This window comes from Streptomyces sp. NPDC026659 (assembly GCF_040638245.1).
Lineage (GTDB): Bacteria > Actinomycetota > Actinomycetes > Streptomycetales > Streptomycetaceae > Streptomyces.
Window position 1 is genome coordinate 172,907 of record NZ_JBEZXY010000005.1, and the last position, 17,536, is coordinate 190,442.

Here is a 17,536-nt window from a genome sequence, read left to right on the forward strand (position 1 = left end):
GTCGTCGAGGTGCCGATGGGGTGACCGGCGGGGACGGCGGAAGGCCGGTGAGGGGTCCCCTCACCGGCCTTCCGTGTCACCTGCGCACAGGCGTCACGCACGCTCAGGCGTCAACCGCACTCAGGCATGGACCAGTTCCCGCTTCGGGTCGTCGTCCCGCTCCGTCCGCAGCCCCTCTCCCTCCACGTCCACGTTCGGCAGCGCCCGGTCCAGCCAGGCCGGGAGCCACCAGGCGCGGCGGCCGAGGAGGGCCAGGACGGCCGGGACGATGGCCATGCGGACGATGAACGCGTCGAAGAAGACGGCGATCGCGAGACCGAAGCCGATCATCTTGATCATCGACTCGCTGGAGCCGATGAAGCCGGAGAAGACGGCGATCATGATGACGGCGGCGGCGGTGACGACCCGGGCGCTGTAACGGAAGCCGGTGACGACGGCCTGGCCGGGGTTCTCCCCGTGGACGTACGCCTCACGCATCCGGGTCACGAGGAAGACCTCGTAGTCCATGGCGAGTCCGAAGACCACGCCCACCATGAAGATCGGCATCATCGACATGACGGGGCCGGTCTGCTCGACGTTCATCAGGCCGGACAGCCAGCCCCACTGGAAGACCGCGACGACCGCGCCGAGGGCGGCGAGCACGCTGAGCAGGAAGCCGAGGGCGGCCTTCAGCGGGACCAGGATCGAGCGGAAGACCACGATCAACAGCAGGAAGGCCATGCCGACCACCAGCGCCAGGTACGGCAGCAGCGCGTCGTTCAGCTTCTGGGAGACGTCGATGTTCATCGCCGTAGCACCCGTGACCAGCAGTGTCGCGTGCGTCGCGGTGGTGATCGCGCCGCCCTTGCCGCGGATCGCGTGCACCAGGTCCTCGGTGACGGCCGAGGACGGCTTGGACTTCGGTACGACCGTGATGATCGCGGTGTCGCCCGCCTTGTTGGGCGTGGGCGGGGTGACCGTGACGACGTCCTTGAGGCCCTTGATCTCGTCGCCGACCTTGGTGAACGCGGCCTTCGGGTCGTCGCTCTTCTTCGCGTCGACCACGACCATCAGCGGGCCGTTGAAGCCGGGCCCGAAGCCCTCGGAGAGCAGGTCGTAGGCGCGGCGCTGGGTGGTGGAGACGGGCTGGGCGCCGTCGTCCGGCAGGCCGAGCTCCAAAGAGGCGGCCGGTACGGCGGCGGCGCCGAGGCCGATGACGCCGAGCAGCAGGACGGCGACCGGGCGGCGGACGACGAAACTCGCCCACCGGGTGCCCATGTTGGGGCGGTCGGACTTCGCGGACGAACGCCCGCCACCCAGCAGCTTGCTCTTCTCGCCCGCCGGCTTGACCGTGCGGCCCGCGTAGCCGAGCAGCGCCGGGATCATGGTGAGCGCGATGAGGACGGCGATGGCGACCGTGCCCGCCGCGGCCACGCCCATCTTGGTCAGCATCGGGATGTTGACGACCGAGAGGCCGACCAGGGCGATGACGACCGTGAGGCCCGCGAAGACCACCGCCGAGCCCGCCGTACCGACGGCCCGTCCCGCCGCCTCCTCGCGCTCGCGGCCCTCGGCCAGTTCGGCGCGGTAGCGGGAGACGATGAACAGGGCGTAGTCGATGCCGACCGCGAGGCCGATCATCGACGCCAGAGTGGAGGTGGTGGAGCCGAGGTCGAGCGGCTTGGCCAGCGCGGCGATCGTGGAGACACCGATGCCGACGCCGACGATCGCGGTGAGCAGCGGCAGCCCGGCGGCGATGAGCGAGCCGAAGGTGATGACGAGGATGACAGCGGCGATGCCGACGCCGATGATCTCGCTGGAGCCGGTCTCGGGCGTGGCGTTGAGCGCGTCGCCGCCGACCTCGACGGTGAGCCCGGCCTCGCGGGCGTGCCCGGCGGCCTCCTTGAGGGCGTCCCGGGAGTCGTCCTTCAGCTCCATGCCGGAGACCTTGTACTTCACCGAGGCGTAGGCGATCGTGCCGTCCCGGCTGACGGCGTGTCCGGCGTACGGGTCGGCGACGGAGGCGACCTCGGAGCCGGAGGACAGCTCCTTGACCGTCTTCTGGACGGCCGCCTTCTCGCTTGCGTCGGTCATCTTGTGCCCGGCGGGCGCCTTGAAGACGACACGGGCGGTGGCGCCGTCGGCGCTCATGCCGGGGAAGCGCTGTTCCAGCAGGTCGAAGGCGCGCTGCGCCTCGGTTCCCGGGATGGAGAAGGAGGAGTTTCCGGCGGGCGGCGCGGAGGCGGCGCCCACCCCGGCGAGGGTGAGCAGCGCGATCCACAGCAGGGCGACGAAGTGCCGTCGCCGGAAGGCGAACCGGCCTAGTTTGTAGAGATACGTGGCCACGAGGGCGTACTCCCGGTCAGGTCGTGACGGGCATCTGGGCAGGGGTGATCAGCCCGGCGACGTGAGCGGTGACGTCAGGTGGTGGGCTTGCTGGGGAGATCCGAGAAGTCGGGGTTCAGGAAACGGGGACGCCGAGGGAGGGGAGGACCACGGCGTCGATGTACGAGCGCAGGAACGCCTGCGTCGGCGGCTGTTCGTCGATGAGCGCGCGCGTCGCGAACGCGCCGATCATCATGTGCGTCACGAACGGCAGCGCCGGGTTGTCCGGCGCGACCTCACCCCGTTCCACGGCCCGTGCGACCATCGCGCGCAGCGCGCTCATCTCGGGCTCGATGAGATGCTCCCGGAAGGCCGTGAGCAGGTCGGGGTTGTTGTGGACGGCCATGGCCAGGCCCCGCATCAGGGCGCTGTTCTGCTCCATGGCGCAGTCGTCCTCGTGCCCGACGACCGCGTGGAAGTCGCCGCGCAACGAGCCGGTGTCCACGTCGGAGGTCCGGCCCGGTTTGCCGTGCCGTATGGCGCGGGCGACCAGCTCGGCCTTGCCGCCCCACTGGCGGTAGAGCGTGGCCTTGCTGGAGCGGGTGCGGGCGGCGACGGCGTCCATGGTGAGGGCGTCGTAACCGACCTCGCGCAGCAGGTCGAGCACGGCCTCGTACAGCTCGGCCGCACGCTCGGGCGTGAGCCTGCTGCGCCGCGCGGTGGCGGCATCGGTCATCGGTCTCACCCTCCCACTGTTCAACGACACGGTCCCGTGGGGGACTTCGCACGAAAGCCTTCTACGACACAGCGTAGGAGACCTCGTACGGGACGAAGGTAGCGCAGCCTTCCGCGAAACGAAACCGTTTCGTACGTGTCCTGCGTCACGAGCTCCCGCGTCAACCGGAACGGCCCATCCGGCGTCCCCCGGAGAGTCCCGTTCCGCCGCGCCGGACAAGCCCGAGTTGCCCCACCTCCGCCGCCGGAAAAGCATGGGTAGGTGAGCTATCTGCGCCTTCCCCACATCAACGGCGATCAGCTGTGCTTCGTGGCCGAGGACGACCTCTGGCTGGCGCCCCTCGACGCGCCGGGACGCCCCTGGCGGCTCACGGCGGACCGCACCAAGGCCGGTCACCCGCGCTTCTCGCCGGACGGCAGCAGGATCGCGTTCACGAGCTGGCGCAGTCTGATGCCCGAGATCCATCTGGTCGGCACCGACGGCGGACCCGCGCGGCAGTTGACGCACTGGGGCACCGCCGACACCCAGGTCTGCGGCTGGACGCCACCGGACCAGAGCGGCCGCAGCGACATCCTGGCCGTCGCCTCGCACGGCCAGCCGTTCTCGTACTTCAGCTGGGCCCACAAGGTCCCCACCGACGGCGACCCGGGCGGCCGGCTGCCCTGGGGCCCGGTCGGCGACATCCAGGTCGCCGACGTCGATGGCGAGCACATGACGTTGCTGCTCACCGGCACCCCGCCGCACGAGATGGCCTCCTGGAAGCGCTACCGGGGCGGCGCCATGGGCAGGCTCTGGCTCCAGGGCAAGCGGCTCCTGGAGGACATCGACGGCCAGCTGGGCTCCCCGATGTTCGTCGCCGGGCGGATCGCCTTCCTCTCCGACCACGAGGGCATCGGCAACCTCTACTCCGTCGCCATGGACGGCTCCGACCTGCGCCGTCACACCGACCACGACGCCTTCTACGCCCGCCACGCCTCCACCGACGGCGACCGGGTGGTCTACCAGTGCGCGGGCGATCTGTGGATCGTGGACGACTTCTCCCCCACCGGCACCTCGCGCAAGCTCGATGTCCGGCTCAGCGGGCCCAGCCCCGGCCGCCGCCCCTACCAGGTGCCCGCCGCACACAACGTGGACGGCCTGTCCGTGGACGAGACCGGCCGGGCCAGCGCGGTCGTGGTGCGCGGCAGCCTGTACTGGCTCACCCACCGCGACGGCCCCGCCCGCACCATCTCCGACACCCCCGGCGTCCGGGTCCGGCTGCCGGAGATGCTGGGCTCGACCGGCCAGATCGCCTACGTCACCGACGCCGAGGGCGACGACGCGATCGGCATCGCCCAGCTGCCCCGCGCGAGCGGCGACCGCGAGCCCCGGCTGCTGGCCCGGGGAAAGCTCGGGCGGGTTCTGGAGATGGTCTCGGACCCGGAGGGCGAGCGGATCGCCGTCGCCTCGAACGACGGGCGGCTGCTGCTGATCGACGTGGCCGAGAACGCCGGGGACACCGAGAACGCCGGGGACACCGGGAGCGCCGAGGACACCGGGAGCGCCGGGGACGGCGAGAGTGGAGAGGGGAGCGGGGAGGGCGCCGAGACCGCCGCGCCCGGCACCGTCACCGAGCTGATCCACTCCGTCAACGGCCCCGTCCGCGACCTCGCCTTTTCCCCCGACGGCGCCTGGCTCACCTGGTCCCACCCGGGCATCGGCCGCTCGCTGCGGCAGATCAAGCTGGCCCGGATCAAGGACCGGATGGTCGTGGACGTCACCAACGGCCGCTTCGAGGACGAGAACCCGGTCTTCACCAGCGACGGCCGCTATCTCGCCTTCCTCTCCTGGCGCGGCTTCGACCCGGTCTACGACGTGCACACCGGCGACCTGTCCTTCCCGCTGGGCTCGCGCCCGTACCTCGTCCCGCTGTCCTCCGCGACGCCCTCGCCCTTCGCGCTGAACCCCGAGGGGCGCCCGGCGGCGGGCGGGCTCGACCCGCTGGAGAGCGAGAGCGGCGAGGGCGGCACGGTCATGGTGGAGCTGGAGGGCCTGGAGAACCGGGTCACGCCGTTCCCGGTGATCGCCTCCAAGTACTCGGCGCTGCGTCCGGTCGCGGGCGGTGGCCTGGTCTGGCTGCGCTGGCCGATCTCCGGCGCGCTCGGCGAGACCTTCGTGAACCCGGCCGACATCTCCGGCCGCCCGACCCTTGAGCACTTCAACCTCAGCAAGGCGAAGAAGTCCGAACTCGTGGGCCATCTCGACTGGTTCGAGGTGAGCGGCGACGGCACCCGGCTCGTGGTGGTGGACGAGGGCGAGCTGCGCGCGGTGCCCGCGACCGAGCCCGGCGACAGCGACAGCACCGTCTGGATGGACCTGCGCCGCATCCTGCACGAGGTGGACCCCGGCGCCGAGTGGCGGGGGGCGTACGGCGAGGCGGGGCGCCTGATCCGGGACTACTTCTGGGCGCCCAACATGTGCGGCGTCGACTGGGACGCGGTCCTGGAGCAGTACCGCCCGCTGGTCGAACGGGTCACCTCCCCCGACGAGTTCGCCGACCTGCTCCGCGAGGTCCTCGGCGAACTCGGCACCTCGCACGCCTATGTCACCCCGGCCCGGCGCAGCGAGGGCCCGCCGCACTACCAGCGCAGACAGGGGTTGCTCGGCGCCAACTTCGTACGCCGGGACGGCTCGTGGGTGGTCCGGCGCATCCTGCACGGCGACTCCTCCGACTCCCGGGCGCGCTCCCCGCTGGCGGGCACCGGCATCCGCGAGGGCGCGGTGCTGACCCACGTCAACGGCCGCCCGGTCGACCCGGTGACCGGTCCGTACCCGCTGTTGGCGGGCTCGGGCGGCACCACCGTGGACCTGACCTTCACCCCGCCGCAGGGCGAGCCGGGACCGCCGCGCCGGGTCGCGGTCGTGCCGCTGATCGACGAGCGCCCGCTGCGCTACCAGGACTGGGTGGCCAAGCGGCGCCAGGTGGTGCGGGAGCTGAGCGGCGGCAAGTGCGGCTATCTGCACATCCCCGACATGGGCGGCTCCGGCTGGGCGCAGTTCAACCGGGATCTGCGTCTGGAGGTCTCGCGGCCCGCGCTGCTCGTGGACGTGCGGGGCAACGCGGGCGGCCACATCAGCGAGCTGGTCATCGAGAAGCTGACCCGGACGATCCTCGGCTGGGACCTCACCCGGGACGCGCAGCCGGTGTCGTACACCTCCAACGCGCCCCGGGGACCGGTCGTGGCGCTCGCGGACGAGGCGACCTCCTCCGACGGCGACATGATCACCGCCGCGTTCAAGCTGCTCGGGCTCGGACCGGTGGTCGGGCAGCGCACCTGGGGCGGAGTCGTCGGCATGACCGGACGGCACCGGCTCGGGGACGGCACGGTCATCACGGTGCCGATGAACGCGGCCTGGTTCGACGAGTACGGCTGGTCCGTGGAGAACCGGGGCGTCGCCCCCGACCTGGAGGCGCTGCGTACCCCGCTGGACTGGGCCGAGGGCCGCTACGCCCAGCTGGACGACGCGGTGCGGCTCGCGCTCGACATGCTGGAGACGACCCCGGCCTCGGTGCCGCCCGACTACAGCGACGTACCGAACCGTTCGCGGCCCAAGCTGCCGCCGCGCGAGGAGAGTTGAGAGAGCCGCGAGAGTGACCCCGGACGAGGGGCGCGGAGAGGAGGCGACGGGAGGAGTACACACTCCCCGCCACTTACAAGCTATAGCGCAAGGGGGGCCTTGCGGCAAGGCCCCCCTCATGCCGCACAATCGCTGGCCGAGCCCAGAACCTGCGGAAATGAGTGATCCACGCCATGTGTGCGCTGCTGTCCGTGCGCGAGCCCGCGCCCGAGTCCCGCGCGTTCGACCTGCCCGACCGGCTCGCCGCCAAGGCCGACCCGGCACTGATCGCCGACGACGAGCGGCACTTCGCGGCCATCGCCGAGAGCCTGGAGCAGAACGTCGCCGAGTTGTCCGCGAGCATCGACGCGCTGCGCCGGGCGCCCGGCGGGGTCGGCCGGGAGGTGCTGGAGCGTGACCTGGAGATCCACCGGCTGACCGCCCGGCTGCGCGCCCTGCGCCGCTTCGGCCTCGACCTGTGCCTCGGCCGCATCGTCCGCGCCGACGACCCCGAGCCGGTCTACATCGGACGGCTCGGCCTCACCGACAGCGACGGCCGCCGTCTGCTGATCGACTGGCGCTCCCCCGCCGCCGAACCGTTCTTCGCGGCCACCCATGCCCAGCCGATGGGCCTGACCAGCCGCCGCCGCTACCGCTGGACGCGCGGCCGGATCAGCGACTACTGGGACGAGGTGTTCACCACCGAGGGCCTGGAGCACCACGCGGCCCTCGACGACCAGTCCGCGTTCATCGCCACCCTGGGCACCAACCGCTCGGAGCGGATGCGGGACGTGCTCGCCACCATCCAGGCCGACCAGGACGCCATCATCCGCGCCTCCTCGCGCGGCGCCCTCGTGGTGGACGGCGGACCCGGCACCGGCAAGACCGTCGTAGCCCTGCACCGCTCCGCCTATCTGCTCCACTCCGACCCGCGCCTCGGACACCGCAGGGGCGGTGTGCTGTTCGTCGGCCCGCACCAGCCGTACCTGAACTACGTCGCGGACGTGCTGCCGAGCCTCGGCGAGGAGGGCGTACGCACCTGCACCGTGCGGGACCTGGTCGCCGAGGGCGCCACCGCCGGCGCCGAGGCCGACCCGGAGGTGGCCCGGCTGAAGTCCTCGGCTCAGCTGGTGAAGGCGATCGAGAAGGCGGTGCGCTTCTACGAGACCCCGCCCACCGAGGCGCTCACCGTCTCCACCCCCTGGGCCGAGCTGCGGCTGACCGCCGCCGACTGGGCCGAGGCGTTCGAGGCCGCGGAGGCGGGCGTCCCGCACAACGAGGCCCGGGAGCTGATCTGGGAGGCCCTGATCACGATCCTCCTGGACAAGCTCGACGTGGAGGTCCCGCCGAAGCTGTTCCGCCGGGCGCTGGCCGCCGACGCCGAGCTGACCGGCACCCTGCGCCAGGCATGGCCCCTGCTGGAGGCGGCCGACCTGGTCGGTGACCTGTGGACGGTCCCCGCCTACCTGCGGATGTGCGCCCCCTGGCTCACCCCCGACGAGGTACGCCTGCTGCGCCGCGCGGACCCGCAGGCGTGGACGGTGTCCGACCTGCCCCTGCTCGACGCGGCCCGGCAGCGGCTCGGCGACCCGGAGACCGCCCGGAAGAAGCGCCACAAGGCCGCCACGGTGGCCGCCGAGCGCGAGCGCATGGCCGCCGTCATCGACAGCGTGATCGCCGCCGACCCCGACGGCGAGGGCGCGGTGACCATGCTGCACGGGCAGGACCTCAAGGACAGCCTGGTCGACGAGGACGCGCTGCCCGCCCTCGACACCGACGAGCTGGCCGGTCCGTTCGCGCACATCGTCGTGGACGAGGCCCAGGAACTGACCGACGCCGAGTGGCAGATGCTGCTGCTGCGCTGCCCGTCCCGCAGCTTCACCATCGTCGGCGACCGCGCCCAGGCCCGGCACGGCTTCACCGAGTCGTGGCGGGAGCGGCTCGCGCGGGTCGGCCTCGACCGGGCGGAGGTGGCCTCGCTGAGCATCAACTACCGCACGCCGGAAGAGGTGATGACGGAGGCGGAGCCGGTGATCCGCGCCGCGCTGCCGGACGCCAACGTGCCGACGTCCGTGCGGTCCAACGGAATTCCGGTCACGTACGGCGCGGTGTCCGAGCTGGACAAGGTCCTGGACGACTGGCTGGCCGAGCACGCTGAAGGGACCGCCTGTGTCATCGGCGATCCCGCGTTCACGGAGCGGCCCCGAGTCCGGTCGCTGACACCGGAGTTGGCGAAGGGGCTCGAATTCGACCTGGTCGTGCTGGTGGAGCCGGAGGCGTTCGGCACGGGGATCGAGGGCGCGGTGGACCGCTATGTGGCGATGACCCGGGCGACCCAGCGGCTCGTCGTCCTCACGGGCGAGTAGAGCACGGCCGGGGCGGGGTGCCCGGTGGCCTACCGGGCACCCCGCCTTCACGGCTGACGCCGGACGCGACGCTCAGGCGCTGTGGTCCGGGTCGAAGCGGTCCGCGCGGTGGTCGCGGTTCGCCTCGTGAGCACCGGCCTGGCGGGCGTCGCGCTCCGGACGGCCGTCACGCTGCTGCTGGCCACGCTGACCGGCACCGGCCTTGTCACGGCCCTGGGCCGCCTTGTCACGGGTCTGCCCCGCCTTCTCGCGGGCCTGGCCCATCTTCTCCTTGGCCTGGTCCTGCGCCTGGCGGGACTTCTCCTGGATCTGGTCCTTCATACCCATGTGGGTTCACATCCCTGGTGGGGTGAGGGGAAATCGGCCCTTGCTGGGCCTCGACCAGATTCACACGCCCGAACACGGAGCGCATGTCGATCAGTTACGTTCCGTAGCCCTCTCCGCCTCGTCCGCCGCACCGCCCGCGCCCACCAGACCCGAGCGCATCCCCTGGAGCCGGGAGGCGTACCTGCGCATCTCGCGCTGCCCGACCGTGCCGATCAGCGCCGGGAGATACCCGCGCACCCCCTGCATCCCGCGCAGCCACCACTGCCCGTACACATGCGCCGAGCGCCGCTCGATGCCGTCCGCGATACGGTCCACGGCCGGGCCCAGCGGATAGGTCTTGTTCGCCGGCCAGGGCAGTCGCTGCCTCAACTCCCGCATCACGTCGTCCTGATCGGCGCCGCGCACCATGTCGGTGTCGGTCCAGGAGAGGTACGCGACGCCCACCCGCACGCCCTGGTGGCCGACTTCGGCGCGCAGGCTGTGCGCGTACGCCTCCACGCCCGCCTTGGAGGCGCAGTACGCCGTCATCATCGGCGCCGGGGTCATCGCGGCGAGCGAGGCGACCTGGAGGAGATAGCCCCGGCTCTCGGTCAGCACCGGCAGGAAGGCGCGGGCGGTGACGGCCGAGCCGATCAGGTTCACCTCAATCACCCGGCGCCAGGCCACCGGGTCGGAGTCGGCGAACGGACCCCCGTTCGCCACACCGGCGTTGGCGACCACGATGTCCACCTTGCCGAAGCGCTCCTTGACCTCCCGGGCCACCCGGCTCATCGCCTCGTGGTCGGTGACGTCGGCGTACCAGTAGCCGCCCTCGCCGTGCAGCCGCTCGGAGGCGGCCTTCAGCTCCTCCTCCTCCAGGCCGACCAGCGCCACGGTCGCTCCGCGCGCGGAGAGCTTGCGGGCCAGCAGCTCCCCGACGCCGCGCGCCGCCCCGGTGACGACCGCGACCTGTCCTTCGAGACCCACCCTGCTCATGCGCCCTCCTCCAGCGATGCGGGGGTGTTCCCCGCGACGTACGTGGTGACGAGTTCCCGTATCCGCGCCGTCACAGCCTCCGGTGCCTCCACCGGGGTCATGTGGCCCGCGCCGGTCAGCTCGGTCAGGCCGACGCAGCGCGGCAGCGCGGCGACCAGCGCGTGCGCGTGCGCCGAGGGGGTGAGCCGGTCGGCGGTGCCGTGCAGCACCTCGGTGGGCACGGTCAACTGCCTTACGCCGTGGTCGAGATCGAGCCCGGCCAGGACCTTGCCCCAGGCGTGCCGGGCGGCGCGCGGGCAGGCGTGCACGATACGGGCGCAGGCCTCCACCATGTGCGGGGCCGAACCGGCGCCCATGGTCGCGTACTTGAGGACCGCCTTCGCCACCGGCGTGACCGGGCCCAGCGGGGCGCGCGAGCCGAGGATGTGCCCGCTCAGCCGGGTGCGCAGCCGCCCGGCGGGCAGCGGCACCACCCTGGCCTGGGCGGTGAGCCGCGAACTGCCGGTGCTGCACAGCAGGACGGCGGCCGCGTGCTCGCGGAAGCGGGGGCGGTTCGCGGCGGCCATGACGGTCATGCCGCCCATGGAGTGCCCGGCGATCAGGGCCTGTTCGCCGGGCACGAGGGTGTGCGCGAGGACGGCTTCGAGGTCGTCGGCGAGCGCGCTCGTGGAGCAGGCCGGGCTGAGCGGGCTGCGGCCGTGGCCGCGCTGGTCGTAGGCGATCACCCGGTGGTCGCGCGCCAGGTCCCGTATCTGCGCGGCCCAGAAGGCGGTGGAGCAGGTCCAGCCGTGGGCGAGGACGACGGGCGGGGCGCCGTCGGGGCCGTGCACCTCGACGTGCAGCCGGGCGCCGTCGGCGGAGATGACGTCCACGGTGCGGGCGGGGACCGGCGGGGCGTAGGGGCCGGTGGCGACCGGCTCGGGGCGGCTCACGCGCCGGCCTCGGTGCGGGCGGGCTTCTTCCCGGCGGACGACTTGGCGGCGGGCTTCGCGGCCTCCGGAGCCTCGGACGCCTCGGACGCCTCAGGCACCTCTGGTGTCGCCTTCCCCGCGCGGATCACCTCGTACTCCCCGAGGTCCACCCGCCGGACCGCGCGGCGGAACTCGGCGGTCGTGCCCGGCCAGAGGGTGGTGTTGCGGCCGCTCGCGTCCAGGTACCAGCTGGTGCAGCCGCCGTTGTTCCACACCGTGCGCCGCATCCGCTCCTGCACCCGGTCGTTCCAGGCGTCGACGGCGGCCGGACGGGCGTCGAGGGCGACCCGGCCGCCGAGCACGTCCAGCTGGCGCAGATAGTCGGCGAGGTAGTTCAGCTGGGACTCGATCATGAGGATCATGGAGGAGTTCCCCAGGCCGGTGTTGGGCCCGATGATGCTCAGCCAGTTCGGGAACCCGGCGGCGGCGCCACCACGCAGCGCCTGCATCCCGCCCTTCCAGGCGTCCGCGAGCGTGATGCCGCCGGTGCCGACCACGCGCTCGGCGATGGGCATGTCCGTGACGTGGAAGCCCGTACCGAAGATGATCGCGTCGACCTCGGTCTCCGTGCCGTCGGCGGCGACCACGGTCGAGCCGCGGACCTCGCTGAGCCCGCTCGCGACCACGTCCACGTTGGACCGGGCGATCGCCGGATAGTAGGCGTTGGACAGCAGGATGCGCTTGCAGCCGATGCGGTAGTCCGGGGTGAGCTTGGCGCGCAGGGCCGGGTCCTTGATCGCGCGGGCCATGTTCCGCCGGGCGAGCCGCTCGACCAGGCCGAGTTCGTCGGGGTGCTTGGTGAAGGCCTGCACCTGGAGCTCCCGGATGCCCCACAGCAGCCCGCGCCGCAGCCGGGTGGTGAAGGGCAGCGCCTGGTGCAGCCGCCGCTCGGCGCCGCTGATGGCGCGGTCCACGCGGGGCATCACCCAGGGCGGGGTGCGCTGGAAGAGGGTGAGGCGGCCGACCTCCGGCTGGATCTCGGGGACGATCTGGATGGCGGAGGCGCCGGTGCCGACCATGGCGACGCGCTTGCCGCGCAGGTCGTAGTCGTGGTCCCAGCGGGCGGAGTGGAACACCTTGCCGGGGAAGGAGTCCAGGCCCGGGATCGCGGGGATCCTCGGGTCGGACAGCGGCCCGGTGGCGGAGACCACCACGTCGGCGGAGAGCGAACCGCTCGTCGTCTCGATGTTCCAGCGCAGCCGCTCCGCGTCCCAGGTCATCAGCCTGACCTCGGAGTCGAAGCGCAGGTGCGGACGCAGCCCGAAGGTGTCCGCGACGTGCTCCAGGTAGGCGCGGATGTGCTCCTGCCCGGAGAAGGTGCGCGGCCAGTCGGGGTTGGGGGCGAAGGAGAAGGAGTACAGGTGCGACGGCACGTCGCAGGCACAGCCGGGGTAACTGTTGTCCCGCCAGGTGCCGCCCACCCCGCTCGCCCGCTCCAGGACGACGAAGTCGGTGATCCCCTCGCGGCGCAGCCGCACGGCCGCTCCAAGGCCGCCGAAGCCGGACCCGATCACCGCCACCCGTACATGCTCGTGCTGGGCCATCCCGAAGCCTCCACGCATCAGCTTGGACTCTGCCAGTGAACACTGGCGCAATGGGACTGTAGAGCAGCTCCGTACCGAGCGGTAGGGGGCGCGAAAGGAAAGTTACCGGCGGTACGCCATAGGCTGCGGGCGTGACGGAAGAGGGCGGACCCAGCGCGGAGCAGACCGGCGGCGTACGGGAGTACCGCATGGAGGAGCTGGCCCGGCTGGCCGGCATCACCGTGCGCACCCTGCGCTTCTACCGCGAACGCAAGCTGATCCCGCCGCCCCGCCGCGAGGGCCGTATCGCCTGGTACGACGACCACCATCTGGCCCGGCTGCGCACGATCTCGGCCCTGCTGGAGCGCGGCCACACGCTGAACGGCATAGCGGAGCTGGCCGAGGCCCTGGAGAACGGCCGCGACGTCGCCGACCTGCTCGGGGTCGGTCCGCCCAGCGAGGAGGAGCCGGTACGGCTCACCCCGGAGGAGCTGGCGGCCCGCTTCGCGGGGCAGGACACCCCGGAGAACCTGGCCGCCGCCCTGGAGCTGGGCTACGTCGGCACCGACGGCGACGAGATCGTGCACATCAGCGGCCGTCTGCTGGACGTCTCCTCCGCCCTGGTCCGCGAGGGCATCCCGCTCGCCGAGGTCCTGGCGGCGGGCGCCCGGGTCCGCGAACACGTCGACGCCCTGGCCGACCTCTTCGCCTCCCTGGTCCTCCGCCACGGCCCCGAGGAGGACCTGCACCGGCTGCGGCCGCTGGCGCGGAGCGTGGTGGAGGCGGAACTGTCGCTGGCGCTGGACCGGCGGCTGCGGAAGCGGGAGTGAGGCCCGGAAGGGGGCGTCAGCGCTCGTAGACGACGGTCACCGGCGCGTGGTCCGACCAGCGCTCGGCGTGGGTGGCCGCGCGCTCCACGGAGCCCTTGACGGCCTTGGCGGCGAGCCCGGCGGTGGCCAGGTGGTAGTCGATGCGCCAGCCGGAGTCGTTGTCGAAGGCGCGGCCGCGGTAGGACCACCAGCTGTAGGGGCCGTCCACGCCGGGGTGCAGGGCGCGCATGACGTCGACGTAGCCGCCGTCCCCGGGGGCGAGCACCCGGCTCAGCCACTCCCGCTCCTCGGGCAGGAAGCCGGAGTTCCTGGTGTTGGCGCGCCAGTTCTTGAGGTCGGCCTGCTGGTGGGCGATGTTCCAGTCGCCGCAGACCAGGACCTCGCGGCCGTCGGCGGCGGACCGCTCGCGCAGCTTCTTCAGGTGGGCCAGGAACTCGCCCATGAAGCGGACCTTCTCGTCCTGCCGCTCGGTGCCGACCTCGCCGGAGGGCAGATAGAGGGAGGCGACGGTGACGCCGGGCAGCTCGGCCTCGACATAGCGCCCGGAGCCGTCGAACTCGGCGGAGCCGAAGCCGACCCGGACCCGGTCGGGCTCACGGCGCGTGTACAGGGAGACACCGGCGCGGCCCTTGGCGGCGGCCGGGGCGTGCACGACGTGCCAGCCCTCGGGCTCCCGCACCTCCTCGGGCAGCTGATGCGGCTCGGCGCGCACCTCCTGGAGGCAGACCACGTCGGCCGGGGTCTGCGCCAGCCACTCCACGAAGCCCTTCTTGGCGGCGGCACGGAGCCCGTTCACGTTCACGGAGGTAACAGTCAGCACCATGGCACGATACCGGCACACCCCGGAAAACCCGGCGCTCCACAGCCCGCATGGAAGTACGGTCACCAGCATGAACATACGCCGCGTCCGCTTCGACCACCCCGACGCCGTGAAGCTCAACGACGAGGTCCAGGCCGAGTACCACGTGCGCTACGGCGACGGCGGCGACGCCACTGTGCTGGACGTCACCGACTTCGACCCGCCCCGGGGCGTCTACCTGATCGCCTACGACGAGCGCGACCGCCCGGTCGCCACCGGCGGCTGGCGCGCCCAGGACACCAACGGCGAGGGCAACGAGGACGGCGACGCCGAGCTGAAGCGCATGTTCGTCGTCGAGGAGATGCGCGGCCGGGGCGTGGCCCGCCTGATGCTCGCGGCCCTGGAGGACGACGCCCGCACCGCCGGCCGCCTCCGCATGGTCCTGGAGACCGGCACCCGCCAGCCGGAGGCCATCGGCCTCTACACCTCCAGCGGCTACACCCCGTGCGCCAAGTTCGGCTTCTACCGGGAGTACGAGAGCAGCCGCTGCTTCGCGAAGGGGCTGTGAGGGCCTGTGAGCGCGGGGCGCGGGCTCAGGGGTTCCAGTAGACCGTCGTGAACACCCGCTCGAAGCGCCGGGCGACCAGATCCGCACGCTGGATCGCCCAGTGCACGGTGGCACCCTCCCGCCCCTCGAGCCCGGGACTCCAGTCGGCGAGCAGCACCCAGTCGGAGACGTCGTCGGACACCGGACCGTCCCACCGGCCCGCCTCCGCCTGCTGCCGGGCGCAGGAGACGGCACCGGCGAGCGGATCGGTGTAGACGGCCTCCTCCGAGGCGTACCCGCCGAGCCGGAGCGGCCCCCGGTGGACGATCTCCCCCTCGACGTCGCCCCAGACCTCCACCAGCTCCTCGGCGCGTGGATGCCCGGGCAGCGGCTCGCTCCAGGAAGCCTCGGGGAGGTCGACCGCGCAGTGGTACGGCAACGAGACGTCGGCCGTCACCCGCATCGGTCCCTGCGGGAATCTCCCGAACAGCTCCCGGTACTCCTCGACATCGGCCAGCGCCCAGCCGTACCGGTCCCGCTCCTCCACGGCCGCCCCCGCCGGGACGTACACCACGCTCCCCATGTTCGCGCCGTCCCCGTCGTCCTCGGGCACGGCGAACAGCAGCAGTTGGCCGTCGGACGGCAGCGGAAGATCGGTCACCCCGTCGGGCAGCGCCGCGAGATCGATGCTCCCGACGAAGGGATGCACGGGCTCCGCGACCCCGCCCGGCAGCGCCAACGGCCCCCCGAACCGCCCCACCACGTCCCCGTCCCCGCCCTGCCCCAACGTCGCACAGGGCCGCGCGAGCCCGAGCCACCGCTCCACGTCCTCGCCGGGTATCCCACGGGCGATCGCCTTGCCACGAAAGGGACTTAACCGGTCCCGCAGTTCAGGAGTCATGGGGGAACCGTAGAGGGAGGGTCTGACAGATCCCGGAAACGCCGAGATCCCCATCCGATGAATCGGATGGGGATCTCGTGACCGCCTCGAAGGCGGCGCTGCGTGGACCTGAGGGGATTCGAACCCCTGGCCCCCTCGATGCGAACGAGGTGCGCTACCGGACTGCGCCACAGGCCCTTGCAACGAGTGAAACTCTAGCATCCCGATCCAGGTGCCCGGAAATCCGCTCCCGGACTGGTCAGGGCGGGGGTCACTCGTTGGCGGCGCGGGGGCGGTCGTCGGTCTCGTACTGGTCGAAGAGGGGGGTGCGACCGCGCTCGCGGGAGCGGCGGGCGGAGGCGGCGCGGCGGGCGGCGTCGCGGGTGTCCTCGGCGCGGGGCTCCGGGGCCTCCCCCGGTTCCGCCTCGTGCTCCGACACGACCGGTCCGGAGCGGGCGGAGCTCCAGGTGTCCGGGGCGCCGAGGTCGACGTCGGGGGTGGCGCGCGGGGCGACCGGGGCGGTGACATAGGTGGGCAGCGGGACCGGGACCGGCTCCCAGCTGTCGCCGTGGCCGGGCGGCCGCGTGCGCTCGCGCTGCTGGTCGACCCATTCGGCGTGGTCGGTCTGCTCGACGAGGGCGCGGCGGTCGGCGGCGAGCGCGGCGGACAGGGCGGGATCGGTCTTCGGTTCTGATCCCTCCTCCGGTTCGTCGGCGACGGCGCCCGCGTCGGCCGCGGCGCGGCGGCGCGGACGGGGCGCGCTCTCGCGCAGCCTGCGGGCGGCGTCCTCGGCGCGGCGGCGGTCCATCTGGTAGGCGAAGCGGCGCCGTTCCTGGGTGCGCAGGTAGCCGATGTAGCCACTGAGCAGGAGGGCGGGCACGGCGGGCACCCACAGGAAGGCGAGCCCGCCGACGGCGGCGACGATCGCGCCGCAGGTGAAGCCGAGGAAGAGCAGGACGGTGGTACGCCTGCGCCGCGCGAGCACCTTGGAGCGCTGGGCGCGGGCGGCGGCCGTCTGCGGTGCCGGGGCGCGGCGCGCGGCCTGGGCCGGGGCGGAGACGGGGGTTTCGCCGCGCTGCCGCGCGGGCGCGGGCGCCGGGTCGGCCTCCGGCCGGTGCGCCCGCACCGGGTGCGCACCGGATCTGTGTCCCTGCGCCGCCGGATGCGAGCCGGAGTGATGCGCCTGCGCCGGAGGGGACTTGGGGGTCGGCTCGGGGCGTCCGGGCTCCTCCGCCGGGGCGTCCGCGCGCGCCTGACGGCGGGTCGGAGGCATGGCGAAGGCCCGGACGTCCACCGAATCGGTGGCGGCGTCCGGGTCACCGGCGTCCGGCTCCCCCTCCTCGGCGGAGCGCGCCCGCAGGTCCTTGGCGTACCGGCGCTCCATCCCCGCCCGTCCGGACAGCAGCCGGATGGCGGTGCTGAAGCGTTCCGTCGGACGGGCCTCGTTCAGCTCGTCCTGCCTACGGAGCCACATCGGCACCAAGTAGGCGGCCCAGGCCCCGACGATGACTGCGTAAATGAGGCCGCTGCTGCTCACGCCTCACACGGTAGAGGGGTTTGTACGGGGCCATCCGCCAATTGAGCCGGTGTGTCGCACGATCTGGCTGATATTCCGAGCTTTTTTTGCGATCGATGCGATCAGCCGACCGCCGAAGTCATGAATTGATATGCCTCGGAACGG

General features: G+C 72.5%; 13 protein-coding genes and 1 tRNA gene. 4 read left to right on the forward strand and 10 right to left on the reverse strand.

Annotation, left to right across the window (positions count from 1 at the left end):
* Window positions 1–120: 120 nt before the first annotated feature.
* Both AB0E91_RS14920 and AB0E91_RS14925 read right to left on the reverse strand, forming a co-directional pair.
* A complete protein-coding gene (locus AB0E91_RS14920) occupies window positions 121–2,325 on the reverse strand; it encodes an MMPL family transporter (protein ID WP_361780540.1) in 2,205 nt (734 codons plus the stop codon).
* Between the two features lie 115 nt (window positions 2,326–2,440).
* Window positions 2,441–3,040, reverse strand: a complete 600-nt coding sequence (locus AB0E91_RS14925) for a TetR/AcrR family transcriptional regulator (protein WP_361780543.1) — start codon at window positions 3,038–3,040, stop codon at window positions 2,441–2,443.
* A 261-nt stretch (window positions 3,041–3,301) separates the two neighbouring features.
* Between AB0E91_RS14925 and AB0E91_RS14930 the strand changes: the two genes are divergently transcribed.
* Window positions 3,302–6,658: a S41 family peptidase gene (locus AB0E91_RS14930; protein ID WP_361780546.1), complete on the forward strand. Its 3,357-nt coding sequence runs from the start codon at window positions 3,302–3,304 to the stop codon at window positions 6,656–6,658.
* Window positions 6,659–6,831: 173 nt separating this feature from the next.
* A complete protein-coding gene (gene helR / locus AB0E91_RS14935) occupies window positions 6,832–9,003 on the forward strand; it encodes an RNA polymerase recycling motor ATPase HelR (RefSeq protein ID WP_361780549.1) in 2,172 nt (723 codons plus the stop codon).
* Between the two features lie 72 nt (window positions 9,004–9,075).
* Here helR and AB0E91_RS14940 read toward each other — a convergent pair whose 3' ends face one another.
* From AB0E91_RS14940 to AB0E91_RS14955, 4 genes are all read right to left on the reverse strand, one after another.
* A complete protein-coding gene (locus AB0E91_RS14940) occupies window positions 9,076–9,330 on the reverse strand; it encodes a hypothetical protein (RefSeq protein WP_161178647.1) in 255 nt (84 codons plus the stop codon).
* 90 nt (window positions 9,331–9,420) lie between these two features.
* Window positions 9,421–10,305, reverse strand: a complete 885-nt coding sequence (locus tag AB0E91_RS14945; protein ID WP_361780553.1) for an SDR family oxidoreductase — start codon at window positions 10,303–10,305, stop codon at window positions 9,421–9,423.
* Window positions 10,302–11,237, reverse strand: coding sequence for an alpha/beta hydrolase (locus tag AB0E91_RS14950; protein ID WP_361780556.1), 936 nt, complete (start codon window positions 11,235–11,237; stop codon window positions 10,302–10,304). Before AB0E91_RS14950 ends, AB0E91_RS14945 begins: the two co-directional genes overlap by 4 nt.
* Window positions 11,234–12,820: an NAD(P)/FAD-dependent oxidoreductase gene (locus tag AB0E91_RS14955; RefSeq protein WP_361780559.1), complete on the reverse strand. Its 1,587-nt coding sequence runs from the start codon at window positions 12,818–12,820 to the stop codon at window positions 11,234–11,236. The genes AB0E91_RS14950 and AB0E91_RS14955 overlap by 4 nt, the downstream gene beginning before the upstream one ends.
* A 188-nt stretch (window positions 12,821–13,008) precedes the next feature.
* Between AB0E91_RS14955 and AB0E91_RS14960 the strand changes: the two genes are divergently transcribed.
* Window positions 13,009–13,629, forward strand: coding sequence for a MerR family transcriptional regulator (locus AB0E91_RS14960; protein ID WP_361781308.1), 621 nt, complete (start codon window positions 13,009–13,011; stop codon window positions 13,627–13,629).
* Between the two features lie 16 nt (window positions 13,630–13,645).
* Here the strand turns inward: AB0E91_RS14960 and AB0E91_RS14965 are convergent, their stop codons facing one another.
* Window positions 13,646–14,452, reverse strand: coding sequence for an exodeoxyribonuclease III (locus AB0E91_RS14965; RefSeq protein ID WP_361780562.1), 807 nt, complete (start codon window positions 14,450–14,452; stop codon window positions 13,646–13,648).
* Between the two features lie 67 nt (window positions 14,453–14,519).
* On the opposite strand from AB0E91_RS14965, the gene AB0E91_RS14970 reads away from it, so the two are divergent.
* A complete protein-coding gene (locus AB0E91_RS14970; protein ID WP_361780565.1) occupies window positions 14,520–14,996 on the forward strand; it encodes a GNAT family N-acetyltransferase in 477 nt (158 codons plus the stop codon).
* Window positions 14,997–15,021: 25 nt separating this feature from the next.
* On the opposite strand, the gene AB0E91_RS14975 is transcribed toward AB0E91_RS14970, so the two are convergent.
* The 3 genes from AB0E91_RS14975 to glpR form a co-directional block, all read right to left on the reverse strand.
* Window positions 15,022–15,876 carry a DUF1963 domain-containing protein gene (locus AB0E91_RS14975; protein WP_361780568.1) on the reverse strand — a complete coding sequence of 285 codons (855 nt, stop codon included), beginning with the start codon at window positions 15,874–15,876 and terminating at the stop codon, window positions 15,022–15,024.
* A 103-nt stretch (window positions 15,877–15,979) separates the two neighbouring features.
* Window positions 15,980–16,053: transfer RNA gene (locus AB0E91_RS14980), tRNA-Ala, on the reverse strand.
* Window positions 16,054–16,126: 73 nt separating this feature from the next.
* Window positions 16,127–17,392, reverse strand: a complete 1,266-nt coding sequence (gene glpR, locus AB0E91_RS14985) for a gephyrin-like molybdotransferase receptor GlpR (protein ID WP_361780571.1) — start codon at window positions 17,390–17,392, stop codon at window positions 16,127–16,129.
* Between the last annotated feature and the right edge of the window lie 144 nt (window positions 17,393–17,536).